This is a genomic window from Sphingomonas flavida (assembly GCF_036663655.1).
In the GTDB taxonomy this organism is placed as follows: Bacteria; Pseudomonadota; Alphaproteobacteria; order Sphingomonadales; family Sphingomonadaceae; genus Sphingomonas.
In genome coordinates this window covers 82,904-104,936 of sequence record NZ_JAXOJH010000007.1, presented here as the reverse complement: position 1 = coordinate 104,936, position 22,033 = coordinate 82,904, and the positions used below count along the sequence as shown (strand labels likewise).

Here is a 22,033-nt window from a genome sequence, read left to right as displayed (position 1 = left end):
ATGGCATCCGTCGTCATTGGCCTCGAAGATGCCGTCGCGCGTCAGGCGCTGAGCGAGGACCGCGCCCTGGCCGCCTGGGTCGAAAAGGATCATGCCGAGCTGGCCCGCCGCCATCTCGAACGGCGCGCGAAACGGCTAGCCACCGATCGCGCCTGGGCGAAAAAGCCGGGGCCGAAAGTGGCCGGTCCCGGTGGTGGATATGGAGCGGGGAAGTCCCGTGGATGAACAGCCACTTGCGTCGCCATGCCCACTCGGCCAGTCTGCCGTCATGATCCTGCCGCTTCTGCTTGCCGCCGCCGCGACGCCCGCCGCCGCACCCTCCCCTGCCCGACTGAAGGCCGATGTCGAAGCACTGGTCGGCTTCGGCACGCGCCACACCGCCTCGACCACCACCGATCCCAAGCGTGGCATCGGCGCGGCGCGCGACTGGGCCGCGCGCCAATTCGAGACGATCGGGCAAGGGTGCAACGGCTGCATCACCGTCGAGCGGATCAACCGCCGCTTCACCGGGCCGCGCGCACCGAACGGCGTGATGGTCGAGGACGTGCTGGGTATCCAGCGCGGGCGCGACCCGAGCCGCGTCGTGATCGTCGGCGCGCATATCGACAGCCGCGTGACCGACGTGATGGACGCGACCTCGGATGCGCCGGGGGCCAATGACGATGCCTCGGGCGTGGCGCTGGTGCTGGAAGCGGCACGGAGCCTGTCGAAGCAGCAGTTCGATGCGACCATCGTCTATGCCGTCTTCTCGGGCGAGGAACAGGGGCTGTGGGGCGCGACTCTGCTCGCCGATACCGCCAAGGCACGTAACTGGCGGGTGTCGGCCATGCTGAACAATGACATCGTCGGCAATACGATCGGCCAGGGCGGCGTGCGCGAGGCCCGCTGGGTCCGGGTCTTCTCCGAGGGCATTCGTGCCTCCGAAGATCTGCCGCAGCAGATCCAGCGGCGCGGCAATGGCGGCGAGGATGACGGCCCCAGCCGCGCGCTGGCCAAGGCGATCGACGGCGTCGCCGACAAGCTGGGCGGGTTGGACGTGTTCCTGGACCGGCGGCCGGACCGGTTCGGGCGCGGCGGCGACCATGAGCCGTTCCTGAAGCTGGGCTATCCCGCCGTCCGCTTCTCCGTCGCCAACGAGGATTGGGACGCGCAGCATCAGGATCTGCGCAAGGAAGGGGCCGTCGCTTACGGCGACACCATCGACAAGATGGACTTTCCCTATCTGGCGAAGGTGACGGCGATCAACATCGCGACGCTCGCCCGCTTGGCCGCCGCGCCGCCCGCCCCCGACAAGGTGACGATCAGCGGTGCGCTGTCGCGCGATACCAAGGTCGAATGGGCCCCGGTGCCGGGCGCGGTCCGCTACCGCCTGCAATGGCGGCGCAACGACGTGGCCAACTGGACCCAGTCACGCGAGGTGAGCGAGCCCAACGCAGTGTTGACCCAGGTGCCGGTGGACGACCATTTCGTCGGCGTGTCGGCGATCGCGGCGAACGGCGCGGAAAGCCTGGTTACGTTCGGCGGGCGCTAGGGTCTGATCCACCTAACCCGCTCTATCGCCTACCCCCCCCCCCCGGCGCAGGCCGGGGTCCAGTTGGGATGGCTTCGATTGTGAAGCGCTGGACCATATGAAACGTGAGCCCAACTGGACCCCGGCCTGCGCCGGGGGGGAGCTTCAGCTTATGTGGATCAAACTCTGAAACCCCCTCGATCGCCCTGTGTACCGGGAATAGGGGATGCCGCCCCGAGGGAGTAATCGGAGCGGCATCCCAATTCCCAACCCGGCGTCTCTCGGGTGGAAATCTCCCCCCTGGGGGAAGGCTTCAGCGACGGACCATTCAGCTCCGTACCCGCGAACGGCGTCGCATCGGACGCACGATCTGGGTCGTGGTGGTCGTCGTTGTCGTGGTAACCGGCGGTCCTTGTATCACAACTGTCGTTACGGTGGGAGCCGGATAATAATAGCCGCTATCATAATAGCCTGACCGTCCATCGGCCAGGGTCCCGACCGTGGTGGTGGTCGTGACCGTCGTGCCGTCGCTCGTCACGACGCGTCGCCCCATCGCAGGCGGCGGCGGTGGCGGCGGCGGATAATCGCCCTGATAGCCATAATCGGGCTGGCCATAATCATCATAATATGGCGCCATGGTGCGCCGCCGATCCTCGGCACGGTCGATGGCATAGCCTGCGGCGGCCCCGACACCGGCCCCGATCAGCGTACCTCCCAGCCGATTGCCGCGCCCGGCGACCAGATTGCCCGCGACACCGCCCGCAACCGCGCCGATCGCCGCGCCACCCAGGCCGTCGTCACGCCGGGCATAACGTGGCGGCGGCGGCATGGTGTCGGCCCCGCCCCCGGCCCAGTTCACGCCGGACACGCTGTCATAAACCGAGCCACGCGCATCGATCAGCACCGCATCGTCGTAATAGCGCGACCAGCGATAGCCGACCGGCGGCTGCGGCAGGGTGTAGACCGCCCAATCCTGCACGCCGAAGCGCGGATCGTTCCAGTAGGAGGGCATGACCATGCCGCGAACCGGACGGCGATAGGCCCGCCAGCCGCCCGGAGCATTGGCCCCACCCCACCAGCGACCGCCGACCTGGCTGCCCCAGCGGGCATCGCGCACCGGGCCGCTGCGATAGGTCGTCACGACCGGCTGCGACGACATGATCCGGGAAGATGGTGGCGACGCGGTCGGGGAAGCCGCCGCGTCGAAATCGGGGCGGGGATAGCGGGCCCCCGCCTGGGCGAACGCCGGTGCACTCGCCATCAGGGTCAAGGTCAAGGCGGTCAGGTGCGAAGAGGTTCGCATGGGTTCGATGGACTCCTGTGCCGGTGCACCGACGCCCCTCCCCCGACGTCGTCACCCATGACAAAGGCTTATACCACCATGCCGTTCCCTCCGTAATCGGAGTTATTTGTCCCGAATCAAACCATATCCGGGACTTAGAGGGAAAGACGAACCGGTCAGATCGCCGGCGCGCCGGAAGCGCCGAGGCGCGGCGCGAGCAGGGCCATCAGCGCCTCACACCCCGCCTGATCCTCTTCGTCGAAACGGCCGGGCTCGGGACTGTCGAGGTCGAGGACACCGATCACCGCATCGCCGCGCAGGATCGGCACCACCAGTTCGGACCGGCTGGCCGCGTCGCAGGCGATATGGCCCGGAAAGGCGTGCACGTCGGCAACCCGCTGCGTCCGTGCCTCGGCGACCGCCGTGCCGCACACGCCCTTGCCGACCGGAATGCGGATGCAAGCCGCCTTGCCCTGGAACGGGCCCAGCACCAGCTCGCCCGCGACCATCCGGTAGAAACCGGACCAGTTGAGGTCGGGCAGATATTGCCAGATCAGCGCGGCGGCATTGGCCATGTTGGCGACCGCATCCTCCTCACCCGCCGTCAGCGCGTCGAGCGCGGCATGGAGGTCCCGGTAGAGCTCGGCCTTCGAGCCGGCGGCGATGTCGAACTGATACATAGCGCGGATGTAGGCGGCTGCACGTCGCGCGTCATCCCCGAACGGTCACTTTCGACACCGCCACGCCGCGACGGCTGGCCTGACGAGGATTGAAAACAAACCTGTCAGGCCATCCCGTGTCTTCATAAGGCCCCCTCCTTCAGGAGCAGGACCCAACATCCATCAAAGCGCCAGGTCGGGATGCCGGTTGGGGCTGACCCGGGTCGCTTCGGGGCGCGGAGCCTCCGTGACGGTGGGCGCGCTGACCGGCGGCGGGGCCATGGCGAGTTGCAGCGTCTCGGCGGTCGCGGCCCATTCATGCGCCAACAGGTCGCGATCCTCGTTCAGCGCGGTGCCATAGCTGGGCACGATCTCGCGGATCTTGGCCTGCCAGGCCGGGGTGGCCAAGCGGTCGGGGAAGACCTTCTTGATCAGGTTCAGCATGATCGACGGCGCGGTCGAGGCGCCCGGCGACGCGCCCAGCAGCGCGGCGATCGAGCCGTCCTTGGACGCGACGATCTCGGTGCCCAGCTTCAGCACGCCGCCCTTCTTGGGATCGCGCTTGATGATCTGCACCCGCTGACCGGCCTGCCACAACCGCCAGTCGCCGTCCTTAGCGTTGGGGAAATATTGCCGCAGCGCGTTCATGCGGTCTTCCTGGCTCATCATCAGCTGCCCGGCCAGATATTCGACCAGCGAGAATTCGTCCCAGCCGACCGACAGCATCGGCCGGAAATTGTCGAGCGTCACCGACTTGGGCAGGTCGAAATACGAGCCTTCCTTCAAGAACTTGGTCGAGAAGGTGGCGAACGGGCCGAACAGCAGCACCTGCTTGCCGTTCAGATAGCGGGTGTCGAGATGCGGCACCGACATGGGCGGCGAACCGACGTCCGCCTTGCCATAGACCTTGGCCATATGGCGCTTGGCGATGGCGGGGTTCTCGGCCACCAGGAACGATCCGCCGACCGGGAAACCGGCATAATCGTCGCCCTCGGGAATGCCCGACTTCTGCAGGATGGGCAGAGCGCCGCCGCCCGCGCCCGCGAACACGAAGCGCGCGGTGATGATCCGCTTCTCATCGGTCTTGCGGTCGCGCGCGGTCACCCGCCAGCTGCCATCGGCGTTGCGCTCCAGCGAGCGGACCTCATGGCCGGTGGTCAGCGTCACGCCGGGCTGGCCCTGAAGCGCGCGGATATACTGGCGCGTCACCTCGCCCCATTCGCAATCGGTGCCCAGCACCGAGCGGGTGGCGGCAAGCTTCTGCCCGGCCTTGCGCCCCTCGGTCATCAGCGGCACCCACTGCGCGATCTGGCGCGGGTCGGTGGTGAATTCCATGCCGGAGAAGAGCGGGCTGGCGAGCAGCGCGGCGTGGCGCTTCTGGAGGAAGGCGACATTCTCGTCGCCCCACACCAGGTTCATGTGCGGGGTGGAGTTGATGAAGCTGCGCGGGTTCTTCAGGACGCCGGTGCGGATCTGGTGGCTCAGGAACTGGCGGGTGACCTGGAACTGCTCGTTGATCTCGATCGCCTTCTTGATCTCGACCCTGCCGTCCGCCTCGTTCACCGGCGTGTAGTTCAGCTCGCACAGGGCCGAGTGGCCGGTGCCCGCATTGTTCCAGCCGTTGGAGCTTTCCTCGGCCACCTTGTCCAGCCGTTCGACCATCTCGATCGTCCAGCTGGGTTCCAGCTCGCGCAGCAGCACGCCGAGCGTCGCGCTCATGATGCCGCCGCCGATCAGCAGGACGTCGACCTTGTGTTCGGAGCCCGCGGCTTCCGCCGCGAAGGGCGCGACCGCCGCGCCGCCCGCCACCAGGGTCGAGCCCATCATCGCGCGGCGGGTGATCCCCTCACGCGCCGTGCCTTTCGCAGCGCCCATCCGGCCGCGCTGGTTTCGATCCTCACTCTGCATGTTCGACGCCTTTGCGATACTGGGTCATGCGCGCTGTCCGCGATCCCTTGTCGCGACGAACGGCATGGCCGTGATGTTCGAAATCGGGCGCAGTCCTTCCGCCGAACGCGACCGCGCGAGCGGAAGAGCGGCCGCTACCCGGCCTTGCGATCCTCACCTACGATTTTAATCTCGTATACCTGTTATGCGCATAGCCGACTCTCACCGACTGTCCATGTCGGCGCGATCCGCCGGTCGGCGGCTTTGTCGGGGCAATGGTCCGTCCAGACATTACCCTTCCCAATCGATTTGTCGATAATGCATCTCAATATATTTAGGCAAATCGAAATTGTGCGATTTCTCGCCCACCGCCTAGACCCTTGTCCGTTATCTCGCACGAAAAGTCATAATCGCGCCGCTTGCGCGGTGCAATCTATTGTCCTACAAATTCGCATAGAAAAAAATTCATGAGAGGCTGTGCCTGCCGTGCCATCAGACGTGACGCCCGCCTATATCGCGATCGATTGGGGTACGACAAACCGGCGAATCTATGTCCTGGCGGCCGATGGCACGATGCTGGACACCGTGCGCGACGATCGCGGCGTGCTGGCGATGGACCAGAGTGGCTATGCACGCGAGATCACGGCGATCCGCATCCGGTTCGGCGACCTGCCGATCATCGCCGCCGGGATGGTGGGGTCGACGCGGGGCTGGCGCGAAGCGGCCTATGTCCCTGCCCCCGCCGATATCCCGACCCTGGCCCGCGCCGCGACGCGGATCGCGGAGTCCGATGTCACGATCGTCCCCGGCGTCTCGCTGCTGACCGATACCCGCGCCGATGTGATGCGCGGCGAGGAGGTGCAGGTGCTGGGCGCGGTGGCCGCTGGCATCGCGCCGGCGGACGCGCTGTTCGCGCAGCCCGGCACCCACAACAAATGGGTGCATGTCGAGGGCGGCCGGATCACCAACTTCGCCACCACCATGACCGGTGAGCTGTTCGCGCTGGTCAAGGGGCATGGCATCCTTGCCGGGATGCTCGACGGCCCGGTGGCGGACGGCGCGGCCTTTCGCGACGGCCTGGCGCGCGGCAGCGGCGCGTGCGACCTGACGGCGGCCCTGTTCGGGGTGCGCGCCTCGGTCCTGCTCGGCCGGATCGCGGCGGAGGACGCGGCCGCCTATGCCAGCGGCCTGCTGATCGGCAGCGACGTCGGTGCGGTGCCGGACCTCGAGGGCAGGACTGTTCACCTGCTGTCCAGCGGCCTGTTGGCCGACCTCTACACCATCGGGATCGAGGCGCGGGGCGGCACCGTCGTCGCCCTCGACAGCCATACCGGTTTCCTCGCCGGTCTTCACGCCATTCGGGAGCATCTGTCATGACCGACCCAGCCCAAGCCTTTGCCACGGCCTTTGCCGCCTGCCCTATGGTCGCGATCCTGCGCGGCCTGACTCCCGACGAGGCGATCCCGGTCGCCGACGCGCTGGTCGAGGCGGGATTCACCCTGATCGAAGTCCCGCTCAACTCGCCGCAGCCCTATGACAGCATCGCCGCCATCGCGGCGCATGTCGGGGACAAGGCGATCGTCGGCGCCGGCACCGTGCTGACCACCGAGCAGGTCGACCGGGTGAAGGCGGCGGGCGGCACGCTGATCGTCTCGCCCAACACCGATACGCAGGTGATCGCGCACAGCGTGGCGCAAGGGATGATCTCGCTGCCCGGCTATTTCACGCCGTCCGAGGCGTTCGCCGCGCTGAAGGCGGGCGCGCATGGCCTGAAGCTGTTCCCGGCCGAAGGCGCCTCGCCCACCTTCCTCAAGGCACAGCGCGCCGTCCTGCCGCGCGACGTCCCGGTGCTGGCGGTCGGCGGCATCACGCCCGACAACATGGCCGAATGGCGCGCACACGGCGCGGACGGCTTCGGCCTGGGCTCCAACCTCTATAGCGCGGGCAAGCCGGCGGCGGATGTCGCCGTGTCGGCGCGCGCTTATATCGAAAAGGCACGCTGATACCGATGACCGACACGATCCGTCTCGCACTGGTCGGCATGGGCAAGATCGCCCATGACCAGCATGTCCCCGCCATCGCAGGCAATCCGGCCTTCGAACTGGTCGCCACCGTCAGCCGCTCGCCCAACGGGGTCGAGGGCGTGCCGCATTTCCACGACATCGCCGAACTCGCGCAGAGCGACTTGGAAGTAGATGCGGTCGCACTGTGCACCCCGCCGCAGGTCCGCCACGCTATCGCCGCCGCCGCGCTGGCCAATAACTGGCACGTCTTTCTGGAGAAGCCGCCGGGCGCGACGCTGGCCGAAGTGGCGGTGCTGGAGGAGCTGGCGACCAAGGCGAACGTCACCCTCTTCGCCAGCTGGCACTCGCGTTACGCACTGGGCGTCGAGCCCGCGCGCGAATGGCTGTCGAGCCGCAAGGTGACGTCCGCCGCGATCACCTGGCGCGAGGATGTGCGCCAATGGCATCCGGGTCAGGCCTGGATCTGGGAAGCGGGCGGGTTCGGCGTGTTCGATCCGGGTATCAACGCCCTGTCGATCGCGACGCATATCATGCCCGAGCCGTTCTTCATCGAGCGCGCGACGCTGGACTTCCCCGCCAATCGCGACGCGCCGATCGCCGCCGACGTGGCCTTCCGCACCACCGACGGCACGCCCGTCACGCTCGACCTCGACTGGCGGCAGGAAGGCCATCAGAGCTGGGACATCGTCGTCGAGACGACCGACGGCACGCTGAAGCTGGCCGAGGGCGGCGCGGTGCTGACCCTGCCCGACGGCTCGACGCCGCATGAGCAGGAAGGGCTGCACGGGGAATATCCGGGGCTCTATGCACGCTTTGCCGAGCTGGTGCAGGGCGGACGCTCGGACGTGGACATCGCGCCGCTGCGGCATGTCGCCGACGCCTTCATGCGCGGCAAGCGGCGGGAGGTCGAAGACTTCGTGGAGTAATCCCCGGGCGGGGTCGGAAGTGCTTCCCCTTGGCCTTCGACTTCGCTCAGGCTGAACGGAGGGTGGGATTTATCCCTTCATCCCGTTCGCACTGAGCGAAGTCGAAGTGCACGCTCCGCACACGCCAAAAAAAAGAAGGCCGGTTGTCCCACGGGACGACCGGCCTTTTCAGTTCAGGGATTGGCGGGGGGTGGAAAGCCCCCCGCCGGGGGGAAGGGATCAGAAGTTGACCGTCGCACCGATCGCGATCTGGCGACCCAGCGCGTCGTAACGCTGCGGCGCGGTGTTCGAGCGCGACAGGGCGACCTGGTACGAGTTCGGGATGATCGGCGGCGTCTTGTCGAAGACGTTGTTCGCGATGATCCGGAAGGCGAACTGGCGGGCGATGTTCCAGGTCAGCGCGAGGTCGAAGAAGCTCTGCGGCGAAATGCGCGCAAAGGTGTTCTGGAACCGCTCCGGCGTGCCGCCGATATCCGCATTGCCCGAATTGTTCGCGGTGGTCAGCGAGCCAGTATAGCGCCAGTTGAACGAGGCGTTGAACGTCCGGTCCGGCGTCGTCCAGGTGGTGCGCAGCGTGTGCGCCCATTTCGGAACCAGCTGCCCGCACGAGATGCCGTTCGAGAAGTAACCCGCGCAGTTATACTGGCTGCGCAGCGGCGAATCCTGCCCACCGGCCAGGCTCGACAGCGAGCCGTTGAAGCCCCAGTCCAGACGACCCGCACCCTTCAGGTCCAGCGAATACTGGCCCTGGAAGTCCCAGCCATTGGCCAGTGTGCGATAATAGTTGGTCGTGCCCTGGCGCACGAAGCCCGACGAAGGATTGCCCGCGGGCGCATTGCCGATCGACCCCGTCACCGGATCGCGGACGATGCCGTTGCAGAAGAACGGGTCGCCATTCGACGCCAGACAGCCCTGCAGATAATAATCCGCGCCGTTATAGCCCAGCGAGTTGACGATCCGTACCTGATAGCGATCGGCCGAGAAGACCAGGCCCGGAATGAAGCTGGGCTTCACAACGAGGCCATAGGTCAGGGTGTAGGCGGTTTCGGGATCGGCGGTGAAGCCGCCCGAACGCGTCGTGCACCCCTCGGTCGGGCAGAGCAGCGAAGCGTTGCCATACAGATTGTCAGCCAGCCCGGTCTTGCTGCACAGCTCGCGCGAGCCGAGCGGCGTCGTGGTCACGGTGCCGTCGGGCAGCGTGCGTGAGACGGGCGCGCAGAAATCGGTCAGCGTGGAGTTACGGCCGAAATTGACCTGCGTCGCCTGGCGGATCTCGATCACCGTCGGCGCGCGCTGCGCCTTGTTGTACGAGGCGCGGAAGGTGATGTCGGCGACGGGCGCATACAGCCCCTCGATCTTCCACGTCGAGAAGCTCTTCGGGTTCGAGCTGTACTTCGACACGCGGAAGCCGCCATTGGTCTGCAGCAGATGCGCGAACGGCTTGTTCTGGATCAGCGGCGCCTGAAGCTCGATGTTCGATTCCCAGACGTCCTGCGACAGCCGGGCGTCCTGGTCGCCGAACTGGTCGACAAAGCCCGCATCGGCGGTCGAGATCAGCCGGTCCTTGCGATATTCGGTGCCCAGCGACACGGCCAAGCCGTCATCCGCCCAAGGGGTCTTGATGCCATAGGTCGTCAGGTCGCCGTTCACGACCGCGATCGCGTCGAACAGCTGGGTGACGGTGCGGCGCTGGCCGGTCGCCCCGCTGGAGAACAGATAGTTGGTCAGCGCGTTGCTGCCCGAACCGGCGCGGAACGCATCGAAGGGCACGCAGGACGGATCGGTGCCGTTGACCACCGAGCGGCAGGTGGCCACGCCGTTCACCGAGACCACGTCGAGCGCGCGGTTCACCCGGTCATTCTGCGACGTCGAGCCGAGATACCAGTCCTGCTGGTTGCGGGCATAGACGCCGCCCACGTCATAGGACCAGGCCTCGCCGATCTTGCCCCGGACGCCGCCGGTCGCACGGAAGCCCATGTTGACGAAACGGTCGGCCTGGGCAGGCTGTCCGTCGAAGCGATAGCGCACGTCGAGCGGCACGAAGCCGGTGCTGCCCGGCGTACAGCCCAGCGCGCCCGCCTGCCCGCCCGACAGGAAGGGGTTGTCGCAATTCACCTGATAGGGCGTGGTGCCCGCCACCGTGTAGGAATAGACACGGCGCGGGGTCGGGTTCTCGGAGGTGTCGCGGAACCAGATGCCGTCGCCGTAGATCTCGAGTTCGGGCGCGATCTTCAGGTTGACGAAGCCGCCCGCCGTGTAACGCTCATTGGCGCGCTGGAAGGACACGTCGTCATAGGGGTTGGCGGCGTTTCCGGCACCGGGGCCGAAGGGCACGAAGGTGCGCGAGCCGTCCGGATTGTTGACGTACTGCGCATTGGCGTTGGGGCCCGAGGCGGGCGAGACGAAGCCGCTGCGCGAATAGGTCGACAAGGGCGAGCAGGAGAGCGTCGAATCCTTGGTCAACTGCGCGATCGGGCACGCCGCATAGGAGCGCGCGCCGTTCTGGACCAGGTCGGCCTGGCGGTAATTGACGAAGCCCGAGATGTTCAGGCGATCGCCGAACAGCTTCTTGCCCGCCGTCAGCGTCAGGTCGGAACGGCCGCCGTCATTGGTCAGGCCCAGCGGGCTGCTGAACCCCGCCGCCGTCGCGATCGGCGTGACGATGTTGGTCGTGTTGTTGTGGTTGTAGAAATTGTAGTTGCCGTCGAGGCGAAGCCCCTCGAAATCCTTGCGCAGGACGAAGTTGACGACGCCCGAGATCGCGTCCGAACCATAGACCGACGAAGCGCCGCCCGACAGGACGTCGACACGCTCCAGCAGGCTGGCCGGGATGATGCCTGTGTCCTGGCCGTTTTGGGTACCCAGACGCTTGCCGTCGACCAGTACCAGCGTCCGCTCGAAGCCCAGGCTGCGCAGCTTGATCCGCTGACGACCGTCCGAGTCCGCATAGTTGGACTGGGCGTCGGGGGCGACCTGCGGCAGGCGGTTCAGCACTTCCTCGACGTTCAGCGGGGCCTGGGCCTGGATATCCTGACGCGTGACCGAGGTGATCGGCGCGGCTGAGGCCAGATTGGGCCGGGTGATGCGGGTGCCGGTGACGATGACCTCGCCGCCGCTCGACGCCTGGGGCGTGCCGGTGATCGCGGCGGAGCGGGTCTGCGCGGCCTGTGCACTGATCGAGGCGTCGGCGTTACGCTGTTCGGCGGCGTCGTCCGGGGTGGCGGTGGATGCGGCCTGCTGGGCGGCGGCGGGCGCGGCGAACATCAGCGCGGTGGCGGGCACCGTCGCGGTGGCCAGGGCCAACCAGGATGCGGACTGCTGAATTCTCATGAGGTCTCCCCTTCATCCCGGCCATGGGACGCCGGGTTCGGGGAAGGACAATATTTTTGCCGCATGTCGGTCAATACCTAATGCATACCTATGCAACACCCATCACGCCATTGTGACCAAGCTGTAACCCAAAAGCCACAAATGAAAACGATTTCAGCTGCTTGACGTGTGATCTGGCAATATTTCGACATGGTTTGTGGTCGGATCGCCAGACCAGCACCAGGTGTTCCATCACGAATCGCCACGAGTGGTTCCATATCGGTTCGTCATCCCTCTTGCGGCTTTGCGCGCACGCCCGCATCATCCACGTCATGGTCGGACAAAATCGTCCGGGGGATGGGAGCATAAGAATGCAGGACGAACGGCGCGTATTTCTGGGCGGCATCGCATCGCTGGCGGGCATCGGAGCCGGTCTGGCAACCCCGGCACGCAGTTTCGCGCAGGCCGCCTCACCCCGCGCCACCATCCTGTCGACATGGGACTTCGGCGCGCCTGCCAATGACGCCGCCTTTGCCAAGGGGCGCGCGGGTGGCTCGTTGATCGACATGGTCGAGGCGGGGGTGATGGTGCCCGAGGCCGATCCGAACAACCACTCGGTCGGCTATGGCGGCTATCCCGACCGCGACGGGCATGTGACGCTGGACGCGGTGATCATGGACGATGCGGGCGGCGTCGGCGCTGTCGCCGCGCTGGAGGATACGGTCCACGCCATCTCGGTCGCGCGCGCGGTCATGGAGCATACCCCACACACCTTCCTGGTCGGCGAAGGCGCGACCCGCTTTGCCCGCGACCGGGGCTTCCCGCGCGTGAAGCTGCTGACCCCGGAGGCGGAAAAGGCCTGGCGGGAATGGCTGAAGACGCAAAACTACAAGCCGGTCGCCAATAGCGAGACGGGCACCTATGGCGAAGGGCGGCCGGGCACGCCGGGCGGCGCGCTCGACCACGACACCATCGGGATGCTGGCGCGCGATGCCAGCGGTCGAATGGCGGGGGCCTGCACGACCTCGGGCATGGCGTTCAAGATGCGCGGGCGGGTCGGGGATTCGCCGCAGGTCGGCTCGGGCCTCTATGTCGAACGCGGCGTGGGGGGTGCGACGTCCACCGGCCTGGGCGAGGAAGTCACCCGCACCGTCGGCACCGCGCGCGTCGTCGCCTCGATGCGGCATGGCCTCAGCCCCCAGGCGGCATGCGAGGAAGCGGCCAAGCACATCGCATCCCTGCGCGGCGATGCGATCAAGGGGGTGCAGGTCGGCTTCCTGGCGATGGACACCGCCGGGCGGATCGGTGCCTTTTGCCTGTTGCCGGGCTTTACCTATGCGGTGACGGATTCAGCGGGGCGGACACGAGTGGAAAAGGCACCGTCGCTGTTCCAGGCGTAACTATTCCTCCCCTTGCCGGGGAGGAATTCAAGAAGCCTCGCCCCCATCGGCGATCAGCGCGTTCAGGTCGCGCAGCGCCTTGACCAGCCCCAGCCCACGCGGCCCCGCGATATAGCGCGGGGCCCATTCCGGCTGGAACTTCTCCTTATACGCCCGCAAGCCCCGAAAGCCGTAGAACCGCTCGCCATGCCGGAACACCAGCGCGGCGACCTTGGCCCAGGTCGGCGCCATCCGCCGCCCGCCGACCCCCGAGAGCGGCGCGAGGCCCAGCGCGAAACGGCCATAGCCCTCCGCCTGTCCCCACAGCATCAGCTCGACGAACAGATAGTCCATCACGCCGCCCGGTGCGTCCTCGACATGGCGCATCAGGTCGACCGACAGCTCGCGCTTGTCGCCCGCCTTCCAGAGGTTGGCGAAGGCGACGATCCGCCCCTCGACCCGGACGACGGCGCAGTCGGTCATCGCCAGATAGTCGGGGTCGAACCGCCCCAGGCTGAACCCCTTTTCGCCATGCCCCTTTTCCAGCAGCCAGTTGTCGGACACGGCCTTCAGTTCTGGCAGGATCGCGGGCACCTGCGCGGCGGGCAGGATCGCGAAGCTGGCATTTTCGCGCGTGCGGAAACGGTTGAGCGTCTGGCGAAGGCCGCGCATCCGCCCGCCCTCCAGCGCGAAGGCGGAGAGGTCGATCAGCGCCTCTTCGCCATATTTGATGATTTGAAGCCCCATTTCGATCGCGATCTCGAGGCCGTCGGGCGTGATCTGATAGAGGAGCAGCCGCCCTTGCGCGGCATCGGCCATGGTGCGCAACTGCCACAGCAGGTCGGCCCAGGCGGCGCGCGGGCCCACCGGGTCGCCCATCGCGATCCAGCTCGTGCCGCGCACCTGATACATCACGAAGGCATCACCCTCCGGCGAGAACAGGAACCGCTTGTCGCCCAGCAGCGCGAGCGCGGCATCGGTACGCTCGGCCTGTTCAACGATGCCGAGGACCTGCGTCATCGCCGGGTGGTCCGCCTCGCCCTGGGGTGCGGCCAGGAACAACCGCCACAGCCCCGCCGCCGCCAGCATCACCGCAACGCCCAATCCGGCACGCAGGAAACGCGAAGCGTCGTCGGACAGCGCGAACCGCCACCACAGCGATTCCCGGTAATCGACATGCTTGTACGCGAAGAAGCCGATCCAGGCCGTGCCGACGATCACCACCGCCACGCTGAACAGCCAGGTCGGCGACAGCGGCCGGGCGACGAGCGACGTGCGCCGGTAAAAGGCCCGGCGGCTCATCTGCAACAGCAAGGCGATGGTCAGGCAGACCGCCGCCTCTTCATAATCGATGCCCTTGGCCAGCGAGAAGATCGCCCCCGCAACCAGCAACGCGCGCGCCGCCAGGCTTGCGCCGTCGAGCCGCCGATACAGTCCCGGCGCCAGCAGCAGCAGGCCCGTGCCGACCAGACTGGCGGCGAAATGCGACGCCTCGATGAAGGGAAGCGGCACGATATGGACGAGCTGGTGCACGCGCTGGGGAATGGCGGGCAGCGATCCCGACAGCAGCAGGATCGTCCCCCCGCCGAAACAGGCCGCGCTCAGCAGCGTCGGCGCGACGCCCAGCAGCACGCGGCGGATATCACGCAACGCCTTGATCGGCCGCCGACGTGCCTCGTCCCAAGCCAGCAGCGCGATGCCCAGCGCCAGCGGGGCGAGGTAATAGAGGACCCGGTACGCAATCAGCGCGGCGAACAGGTCGGTCCGGTCGACCGGCACCGTCGCCAGCACCACCGCCTCGAACACGCCGATGCCGCCGGGCACATGGCTGACCAGCGCGACGATGATCGCCAGCGCATAGGCGAGCAGAAAGGCGGGCAGCAGGTCGATCGAGGCCCCCGGCAGCAAGACGAACAGCGCGGCACTGGCGCAGGTCAGGTCGAGCGAGGCGATGCCGACCTGCGCGACGGCCTGCGCGGGCGTGGGCAGCGGCACGCTCCAGGCGCGCCAGCCGACCCGCTGGCCGGGACGCAAGTGGCACAGCAAGATCAGCGCCAGCGCACCCGCGACGACCGCGCCGCCGACCCAGCGGACCACCCCTTGCGCCAGTATCCAGCCCTCGACCGTGATCGGGCCTTCATGGAACAACAGGCCGAAGCCGGTGACGGTGAATACGCCGAACCAGAAGGTCGCACTGGCGATCGCGATGACCCGTGCAATGTCCGGCCCGTCCAGCCCGGCGGCGGCATAGACCCTGTACCGCGCCGACCCGCCGGTCAGCAGTCCCAGCCCCAGATTGTGGCTGAGCGTATAGCTGGTGAAGGACGCGGTCGCCGCCGTGCGCCAACGCAGCGGCCGTCCGATGACCCGAAGCGCGATGACGTCGTAGAAGGTCAGCGCGACATAGCTGGCGATGGTGAAGCCGACCGCCAGCATGATCTGGCGCGGGTCGATCGCATAAAAGGCCGCGCGGACGTCCGAAAACCGGACCGACCGCGTCAGGTGGTGGAGCGCCGACAGGCCCAGGGCGACGAGCAGCAGGATCGCGGCGACCGCCAGATACCCGCGTCGCGCCCGGCCATAGGCGACCAGCCGGTCGAACATGGACGCCGTGCTGTCGTGCGTCGTCATGATCGGCTCCCCCGTCCCATCCCCTCGTTTCACGCGCCGATCACTCAGATTTTCAATCCCATTCTCTGTCGCGTGCGGCGGAATAGAACGCCGTCTGCCCCGCCCGCCTTACGGGCGCATGACAAGTTCGTCACGCCCCGGACGCGCCCCTCATGACAGAAGCGTCATGCTTCGCCCACGCTTCGCTTATGTCGCAAGCCTTATAAAGAACGGGTGAAAGGAACGTCCCTTCGTGCCGTCCGGGCCCCGATGAACGCCGCTTCCCGCGCGGGGCGTGGGGACGTGTCGTGAAGGGCTTGCGTATCGTCGGCTGGGGTGCGGGTGCCGCCGCGCTGGTCGGGGGCGGCGCGATCGCCTTGCTGGTCTGCCACATGCCGCTTCATGCCGGACCGCACACCCCCTCGACCCTGTATGGCGCGACCTTCGCGCCGCTTGGCGAGGACCGGCCCGGCCTGGTCGTCACCAGCCTGCGCAGCGATGTCGACGACGCCCCTGCGCCCCCGATCCACCCGCCGCTGCATGTCGGCGACCTGGTCATGAAGGTCGACGGCCGCCCCGCCACGTCGTTCGCGATGCTGCGTGACGAGGCGACGCGCCATGTCGATTCGCCGGTGCGGCTTCAGGTCGCGCGCGACGATGGCCTCCTCACGATCACGCTGCTAAGGAGCGCGTCGGGAGGACAGCGTGGCCAACAGGATTTTGCTGATCGAAGATGATCGCTCGACGGCGGATTATATCGCCAACGGGCTGCGGGAAGAAGGTTTCCTGATCGACCATGCCGCCAATGGCCGCGACGGCCTGTTCCATGCGACCGACGGCACCTATGACTGCATCGTGCTGGACCGGATGCTGCCCGGCATGGACGGCATGTCGGTGCTGGCCGCGATCCGGGCGGCGGGGATCGCATCGCCGGTCCTGATCCTGTCCGCCCTGTCCTCGCCCGAGGACCGGGTGGCCGGGCTGACTTCGGGCTCGGACGATTATCTGACCAAGCCGTTCGTGTTCGCCGAGTTGCTGGCGCGGCTGCGTCTGCTGATCCGGCGCGGCGGCACCACCACGAACGCGCCACAGACCAAGCTGGTGTGCGACGATTTGGAGATGGACCTGCTGGCCCACCGGGTCCGCCGCGCCGGGAAACCCATCGACCTGCAGCCGCGCGAGTATCGCTTGCTGGAATATCTGCTCCAGCATGTCGACCAGGTGGTGACCCGCACGATGCTGCTGGAGGGGGTGTGGGATTTTCATTTCGACCCCAACACCAACGTCACCGACGTGCATATCAGCCGCTTGCGCAAGAAGATCGACGAGGGCTTTGCCCGCCCGCTGCTGCACACCGTACGCGGATCGGGCTATAAGCTGGGGATCGAGAAATAGCGCCGGGCGTCCTCCGTTCGACCACGCTGCGCTTCGCGCTGCTGGTCTTTGCGCTGCAACTCGTCGGTGCGGGTGCGATGGTGGCCACCGTGCGCCATCTGACCCGCGGCGAGATTGCCGACCAGGCCGAGGATGCCGCGCGCGACCTGCGCGACGAACTGGCCGGGCTATGGCGCGGAGGCGGACAGGCGGCGGTGCGCGCCGGGGTCGAACGGCGACTGAACACCGACCGGGTACCCCTGTCGGTCATCCTGCTGACCGATGCGCGCGGGCGCTTCGTCACCGGCAACATCGCCGAATGGCCGCCCAATGTCCCCGCCCCCGGCGCGGCCACGATCGAGATCTTCCGCATCGGCCATTCGCAGCCCGAGCGGATGCGGGTGCTGGCGATGCTCCTGCCCGACGGTTCGCGGATACTGGCCGGGCATGTCATCGAAAGCGAGTTGCGCGTCGCCCTGGCGATGGAGGAAGCGATGGCAGTCGGGATGGCGGCGGCGATTGTCTTGGCCGCCCTCGCCGCCTGGGCCGCCGCGCGGATGATCGAACGGCGGCTGGAGGACACGGTCGCCACCGCCAATGCGGTTGCCGGCGGCGACCTGTCGCGCAGGGTCGTTCCCAAGGGGGGCGACGACGCCTTCGACGCGCTGGCCGAGGCGGTCAACGGGATGCTCGACCGGATCGCGCTCCTGATGACCGAGCTTAAGGTCGCGACCGACGGGCTGGCGCACGACCTTCGCTCCCCCCTCACCCGGCTTCGCGCGACGCTCGATCGGGCACTGGCGGAGAGCCATGACGAGAATGCGCGGGTCGCGGTCGGCCGGGCGCTGGACGAAGGTGACCGGCTGCTCGCCATGCTCGACACCGCGCTGCGGATCAGCCGGGCCGAGGCGGGGCTGGGCCGCGACGCCTTCGTCGCCGCCGATCTGGCCGCGATGGCACGCGACGTCGCCGACATGTTCGAGCCGCTGGCCGAGGATCGCGGCATGACCATCCGTGCCGAAGCCCCCGACACCCTGGTCGCGCATGTCCACCGCGAACTGCTGGGACAGGCGCTGGCCAACCTGATCGACAATGCGTTGAAGTATGGCGCGGGCGAGGTGGTGGTCCGGGTGGAGCCCGGCCCCGTGCTGATCGTCGCCGATGACGGCCCCGGCATCCCCGAGGAGCGCCGCGAGGAAGCGCTCAAGCGCTTCGGCCGCCTGGACGCGGCCCGAACCGAGAGCGGCGCGGGCCTGGGCCTGTCGCTCGCCACCGCTGTCGCGCATCTGCATGGCGGCGCGGTCACGTTGGAGGACAATGCGCCGGGCCTGCGCGTGCGGCTGGTGCTCGCCCCGGACGTCCGCACGGTTTGAGCTGCGTCGAGGGGACGGTCGCCCCCTCCCGGCGCAGTAGGAATTCACGCCAGCAGAGCGATGGAACGGCACTCAAGACACCGGGCGCCCGGCAGAATGGGAAGAAACCCATTCCTCCCCAAGCTCGCTTGGGGAGGGGGACCATCGCGCCAGCGATGGTGGAGGGGCCAGCAACGCCAGCGACAGGCACCCGCCCCTCCACCACCGGACTTACGCCCGGCGGTCCCCCTCCCCATCTGACGATGGGGAGGATCTAACGCTTACGCCCCGACGTTCCCGGTGCGCTCCAGCTTGCCCCAGCCGACGATCCATCCGCCAATCGCCGAACTGATCGCGCGCAGGACGACCCAGTACATGATCTGGCGATAGACCAGCCGCTGCGCGACCAGCAGATGCGCGGGGTAGCGCACCCGGTTGCCGTCCAGCCGGTACGCCAGCCAACCGCACAGCACGTCGATCGCGGTGAACGCCACCCAATAGGCCGCCATCTGGAACACGTCGGTGCTCGTCTGGGCCCAGCCATGCTGCGCGACGCGCACCGCCGTCCCGATGATCGACAGGACCAGCGCCAGATCGATCAGCGGCGAGATCGCGGCGAAGATGATCTGGAACAGCCAGGCCTGGGGCAGGCCGACGCGGGCCAGACCGGCGGGCTTGCCGGTGCGCAGGACCGCGCGGTGCTTCCAGAGGCACTGCAATGTCCCGAACGCCCAGCGATAACGCTGCTTGGCCAGCGCCTTGAAGCTCTCGGGCGCTTCGGTCCAGGCGACGGCGCGCGGATCGTAGGTCACGCGCCACCCGGCCCGCTGGATCGCGATGGTCAGGTCTTGGTCCTCGGCCAGCGTATCCTCGGGGTAACCACCGACCGCGTCCAGTGCGGCGCGGCGCCACGCGCCGACCGCGCCGGGCACGACCGTCATCGCATCGAACCCGGCCAGCGCGCGGCGTTCGAGATTCTGCGCGGTGATATATTCGACTGCCTGCCAGCGGGTGACGAGGTTCACCCGGTTGCCCACCCGCGCATCGCCCGCCACCGCGCCCAGCGCAGGATCGGCGAACCAGCGGGCGAGCTTGGCGATCGTCTCCGGCTCGAACTGCGTATCGGCGTCGAGCGCGATCAGAACCTCGCCGGTCGCGTCGCGCAGCGCCCGGTTGAGCGCCGCCGCCTTGCCGCCATTGACCAGGGTCAGCAACTGCACTCGTGGTTCGCTCGCAAAGGCGTCGCGCACCACCGCGCTCGTCGCATCCTTCGATCCGTCGTCGACGACGATGACCTGAAGGCCGGGATAGTTGCTCTCCAGCACGCGGGCGACCGACTGGACGATCACCCGCTCCTCGTTGAAGGCCGGGATGATGACCGAGACGCTGGGCGTATATTCAGGCGGCACGGGCCGCGACTTGCGCCCCTGGAACCAGGCGAGCCCGGCCATGACGATCGCCCGCGCCATGCCCAGCGCAATGGCGAGATAGAACAGCCACGCGAGCGCCGCCGACAGAAAGGCCAGGACAACGAAAATCGCCACGTCGGTCCGCACCGCCAGCAGGTCCTTGCCCTCGACAACCGGCATCGCCTGATCGCGTGTGATCCCGACAAGCTGCGAGGCGGGGACGAAGCGATATCCTTGCGCGCGCAGGATATTGATGATGCGCGGCAACGCCTCGACCGTCTGTTCGCGATCACCGCCGCCGTCGTGCAGCAGGACGACATTGGCGGAATTGTCGGGCGTCGCGCCGTTCACCTGGTCGACGGTCTGCCGAATGATCTGGTCGACGCCGGGGCGCTGCCAGTCATTCGGGTCGACGTGCAGGCCGACGACCGTATAGCCCAGATTCTGCGCAATCAGCGCCGGGCCGATCTCGTCCGCCGTGGTCGGCTCGGCATCGCCGAAATAGGGTGCGCGGAACAGCGTGGTCGACCGGCCGGTATAGGCCTGGATCAGGCGCTGGGTCGCGTTCAGCTCCAGCTTGATCGTCCGGTCGCTGGTCGTCGCCATGTTGGGATGGGTATAGCTGTGATTGCCCAGCTCGCTGCCGTCCGCGACGATGCGACGGAGCAGCTGCGGGTGCTGAAGCGCATTCTCACCGATGACGAAGAAGGTCGCGGGCACCTTCTCACGCTCCAGCACGTCCAGGATTTTGGGCGTCCATTTCGGATCGGGACCGTCGTCGAAGGTCAGCGCGATCGTCTTGGGCAGCGCCCCTGCCCGCTGAACGACGTAAGGCGTCGGAAAGACCTGATATTCCTCGTTGCGGATCACCCCGTCCTTGTCATAGCGCAGCCCGCGCCGCCCTTCGGTCGGCTGGGCGGTGATGCGCAGGATCTCGCCCGGCCCCTCGACATCGGTGTTCAGCGGCGAGGTGATCGCCCCCAGCCGGGGAATGACGTTCGGCCTGGTGCTGCGAAACGCGGCGAAGCCCGCCCACAGGCCGGGATCCTCGCTGCCCAACTGCCAGAAGGCGACGTCGTCGATGCCCAGCCGCTTGAGCGCCTGAAGCTGGTTCCAGCTGCTGGCCGCGTCGAGCATCCAGACGACGTGATGCTCGCCATTCTCGTCATAGGCGAAACCGGCATTGCCGCTGGCGGGATCGAAGCTGATCTTTGCCTGGCTGTCATGCGCCACCAGCCAAGCCTCTTCGATCGACCTGGCTTCGGCGGGCTCGACCTTGCCGTTGCCGTCCGCCTTGGTCGCCCAGTCATAGGCATAGCTTCCCAGCGCGACGATCAGCTTGTCACGGCCGACCTCGCGCAGCGCCTTTTCGGTCGCCTGCAGGAACCAGGGCTGCGACGCGATCGGACCGGGCGTGCCGGTCTGCCAATGCTCGTCATAGGCCATCAGCATTACCCGGTCGACGACCCTGGCGATGCCCGCCAGCTGCCATGCCTCGTCCTCGGCGGGGACGGTGACGGCAAGCACGGCACCCTTGGGCAGATGCGCCTTGATCCGTTGCAACAGGCGCGGATAGCCCGCCATCGCGCTGGCCGGCAGGTTCTCGAAGTCGATGACCAGGCCCGACTGGCGATTGACGGTCACCGACTGGCCCAACTGGGTCGCCAGCTTCTCCGACGCCGCCGGGCTGGCTATGATCCGCGCGATCGACTGGCCGTCCCATTCGTCGGCCGACAGATTCTGGACCATCGGCAACAGCCGCGGCGGCCTGGCCGCCCGCGACAACAGGCTGGCGAGCTTGGGATCGTTGTTGATCGTCAGCTCGGCCTTGGGCCCAGCGACGTTCATCAGCGAGGGGACGAGCCAGTCGATCTGCCCCATATGCGCATGGAGCGAGGACAGGGCGGAGTCATTGCCCGGCGTATAGAAGGCGATGGTCAGCGGGGTGTGCCCCTGCGCCACCGACTTGCGCGGCAGCCATTCGCCGCGCCGCCCCTTGAGCTGCGCGGTCGGCTCCAGCGTCATCGGCTGGCGACGCGCGAAGGGCAAGGGCAGCACGCCCGAATTCGGCACGGCGACCAGCGTCGTGGCAAAGGCGATCGCCGCAATGACCACCGACAGGATCATCACCGCGACCCCGCGCCGGGCCCATGTGCCCCGGCGTCCGGTGGGATCGAAAAAGATCGGCTTCGTCACGGCGTTGGTCCTTGGTGTATGGCCCGGACGGCACGCAGGAATATGGCGTGCGTCGGTTACGTATCGCGCTGCCCGATGGCAGATCGCGCGCATAGAGCGCGTGATCGTCACATTAC

15 protein-coding genes are annotated in these 22,033 nt (G+C 67.4%); 9 read left to right on the top strand and 6 right to left on the bottom strand.

Annotated elements, in window-relative coordinates:
* Together U1703_RS09895 and U1703_RS09890 are read left to right on the top strand one after the other, a co-directional pair.
* On the top strand, positions 1 to 225 hold the full coding sequence (locus tag U1703_RS09895; protein ID WP_332785553.1) for a hypothetical protein: 225 nt from the start codon (positions 1 to 3) through the stop codon (positions 223 to 225).
* Between the two features lie 43 nt (positions 226 to 268).
* Positions 269 to 1,531, top strand: a complete 1,263-nt coding sequence (locus tag U1703_RS09890; RefSeq protein WP_332785552.1) for a M20/M25/M40 family metallo-hydrolase — start codon at positions 269 to 271, stop codon at positions 1,529 to 1,531.
* 307 nt (positions 1,532 to 1,838) lie between these two features.
* On the opposite strand, the gene U1703_RS09885 is transcribed toward U1703_RS09890, so the two are convergent.
* From U1703_RS09885 to mqo, 3 genes are all read right to left on the bottom strand, one after another.
* Complete coding sequence (locus tag U1703_RS09885; protein WP_332785551.1) at positions 1,839 to 2,786, bottom strand: RcnB family protein; 948 nt, start codon at positions 2,784 to 2,786, stop codon at positions 1,839 to 1,841.
* Between the two features lie 182 nt (positions 2,787 to 2,968).
* Positions 2,969 to 3,472, bottom strand: coding sequence for a free L-methionine (R)-S-oxide reductase MsrC (msrC, locus tag U1703_RS09880; protein WP_332785550.1), 504 nt, complete (start codon positions 3,470 to 3,472; stop codon positions 2,969 to 2,971).
* Positions 3,473 to 3,634: 162 nt separating this feature from the next.
* Positions 3,635 to 5,359, bottom strand: coding sequence for a malate dehydrogenase (quinone) (gene mqo, locus U1703_RS09875; protein ID WP_320452013.1), 1,725 nt, complete (start codon positions 5,357 to 5,359; stop codon positions 3,635 to 3,637).
* Positions 5,360 to 5,824: 465 nt separating this feature from the next.
* Between mqo and U1703_RS09870 the strand changes: the two genes are divergently transcribed.
* Genes U1703_RS09870 through U1703_RS09860 form a run of 3 tightly spaced genes read left to right on the top strand, consistent with a single transcriptional unit; the run spans position 5,825 to position 8,288 of the window.
* Complete coding sequence (locus tag U1703_RS09870) at positions 5,825 to 6,715, top strand: 2-dehydro-3-deoxygalactonokinase (protein ID WP_332785549.1); 891 nt, start codon at positions 5,825 to 5,827, stop codon at positions 6,713 to 6,715.
* Positions 6,712 to 7,341 carry a 2-dehydro-3-deoxy-6-phosphogalactonate aldolase gene (locus U1703_RS09865; protein ID WP_332785548.1) on the top strand — a complete coding sequence of 210 codons (630 nt, stop codon included), beginning with the start codon at positions 6,712 to 6,714 and terminating at the stop codon, positions 7,339 to 7,341. The genes U1703_RS09870 and U1703_RS09865 overlap by 4 nt, the downstream gene beginning before the upstream one ends.
* Positions 7,342 to 7,346: 5 nt before the next feature.
* Positions 7,347 to 8,288: a Gfo/Idh/MocA family protein gene (locus U1703_RS09860; RefSeq protein WP_332785547.1), complete on the top strand. Its 942-nt coding sequence runs from the start codon at positions 7,347 to 7,349 to the stop codon at positions 8,286 to 8,288.
* Between the two features lie 219 nt (positions 8,289 to 8,507).
* Here U1703_RS09860 and U1703_RS09855 read toward each other — a convergent pair whose 3' ends face one another.
* On the bottom strand, positions 8,508 to 11,618 hold the full coding sequence (locus U1703_RS09855; RefSeq protein WP_332785546.1) for a TonB-dependent receptor plug domain-containing protein: 3,111 nt from the start codon (positions 11,616 to 11,618) through the stop codon (positions 8,508 to 8,510).
* A gap of 350 nt (positions 11,619 to 11,968) precedes the next feature.
* Between U1703_RS09855 and U1703_RS09850 the strand changes: the two genes are divergently transcribed.
* Positions 11,969 to 12,997 carry a glycosylasparaginase gene (locus tag U1703_RS09850; protein ID WP_332785545.1) on the top strand — a complete coding sequence of 343 codons (1,029 nt, stop codon included), beginning with the start codon at positions 11,969 to 11,971 and terminating at the stop codon, positions 12,995 to 12,997.
* 27 nt (positions 12,998 to 13,024) lie between these two features.
* Here U1703_RS09850 and mprF read toward each other — a convergent pair whose 3' ends face one another.
* The gene (gene mprF / locus U1703_RS09845; protein ID WP_332785544.1) at positions 13,025 to 15,607 is read right to left on the bottom strand and encodes a bifunctional lysylphosphatidylglycerol flippase/synthetase MprF; all 2,583 of its coding nucleotides are present in this window, start codon (positions 15,605 to 15,607) and stop codon (positions 13,025 to 13,027) included.
* A 287-nt stretch (positions 15,608 to 15,894) separates the two neighbouring features.
* On the opposite strand from mprF, the gene U1703_RS09840 reads away from it, so the two are divergent.
* The 3 genes from U1703_RS09840 (at position 15,895) to U1703_RS09830 (ending at position 18,333) form a co-directional block, all read left to right on the top strand.
* Complete coding sequence (locus U1703_RS09840) at positions 15,895 to 16,323, top strand: PDZ domain-containing protein (RefSeq protein ID WP_320452006.1); 429 nt, start codon at positions 15,895 to 15,897, stop codon at positions 16,321 to 16,323.
* Positions 16,292 to 16,981 (top strand): winged helix-turn-helix domain-containing protein, encoded by a 690-nt coding sequence (locus U1703_RS09835; RefSeq protein ID WP_320452005.1) that lies wholly within the window; start codon positions 16,292 to 16,294, stop codon positions 16,979 to 16,981. The genes U1703_RS09840 and U1703_RS09835 overlap by 32 nt, the downstream gene beginning before the upstream one ends.
* A 77-nt stretch (positions 16,982 to 17,058) precedes the next feature.
* Entirely contained in the window at positions 17,059 to 18,333 is a 1,275-nt protein-coding gene (locus U1703_RS09830) for a sensor histidine kinase (RefSeq protein ID WP_332785543.1), read from the top strand.
* A 260-nt stretch (positions 18,334 to 18,593) separates the two neighbouring features.
* On the opposite strand, the gene U1703_RS09825 is transcribed toward U1703_RS09830, so the two are convergent.
* Complete coding sequence (locus tag U1703_RS09825; RefSeq protein ID WP_332785542.1) at positions 18,594 to 21,917, bottom strand: trifunctional glycoside hydrolase family 18/polysaccharide deacetylase/glycosyltransferase family 2 protein; 3,324 nt, start codon at positions 21,915 to 21,917, stop codon at positions 18,594 to 18,596.
* Positions 21,918 to 22,033 lie beyond the last annotated feature (116 nt).

Excerpts from the sequence above, each read along its gene's own strand:
- U1703_RS09830 (WP_332785543.1), top strand. The coding sequence starts at position 17,059 with ATGGTGGCCACCGTGCGCCATCTGACCCGCGGCGAGATTGCCGACCAG.
- U1703_RS09895 (WP_332785553.1), top strand. The coding sequence starts at position 1 with ATGGCATCCGTCGTCATTGGCCTCGAAGATGCCGTCGCGCGTCAGGCG.
- mprF (WP_332785544.1), bottom strand. The coding sequence starts at position 15,607 with ATGACGACGCACGACAGCACGGCGTCCATGTTCGACCGGCTGGTCGCC.
- U1703_RS09855 (WP_332785546.1), bottom strand. The coding sequence starts at position 11,618 with ATGAGAATTCAGCAGTCCGCATCCTGGTTGGCCCTGGCCACCGCGACG.
- msrC (WP_332785550.1), bottom strand. The coding sequence starts at position 3,472 with ATGTATCAGTTCGACATCGCCGCCGGCTCGAAGGCCGAGCTCTACCGG.
- U1703_RS09850 (WP_332785545.1), top strand. The coding sequence starts at position 11,969 with ATGCAGGACGAACGGCGCGTATTTCTGGGCGGCATCGCATCGCTGGCG.
- U1703_RS09860 (WP_332785547.1), top strand. The coding sequence starts at position 7,347 with ATGACCGACACGATCCGTCTCGCACTGGTCGGCATGGGCAAGATCGCC.
- U1703_RS09865 (WP_332785548.1), top strand. The coding sequence starts at position 6,712 with ATGACCGACCCAGCCCAAGCCTTTGCCACGGCCTTTGCCGCCTGCCCT.
- U1703_RS09890 (WP_332785552.1), top strand. The coding sequence starts at position 269 with ATGATCCTGCCGCTTCTGCTTGCCGCCGCCGCGACGCCCGCCGCCGCA.
- mqo (WP_320452013.1), bottom strand. The coding sequence starts at position 5,359 with ATGCAGAGTGAGGATCGAAACCAGCGCGGCCGGATGGGCGCTGCGAAA.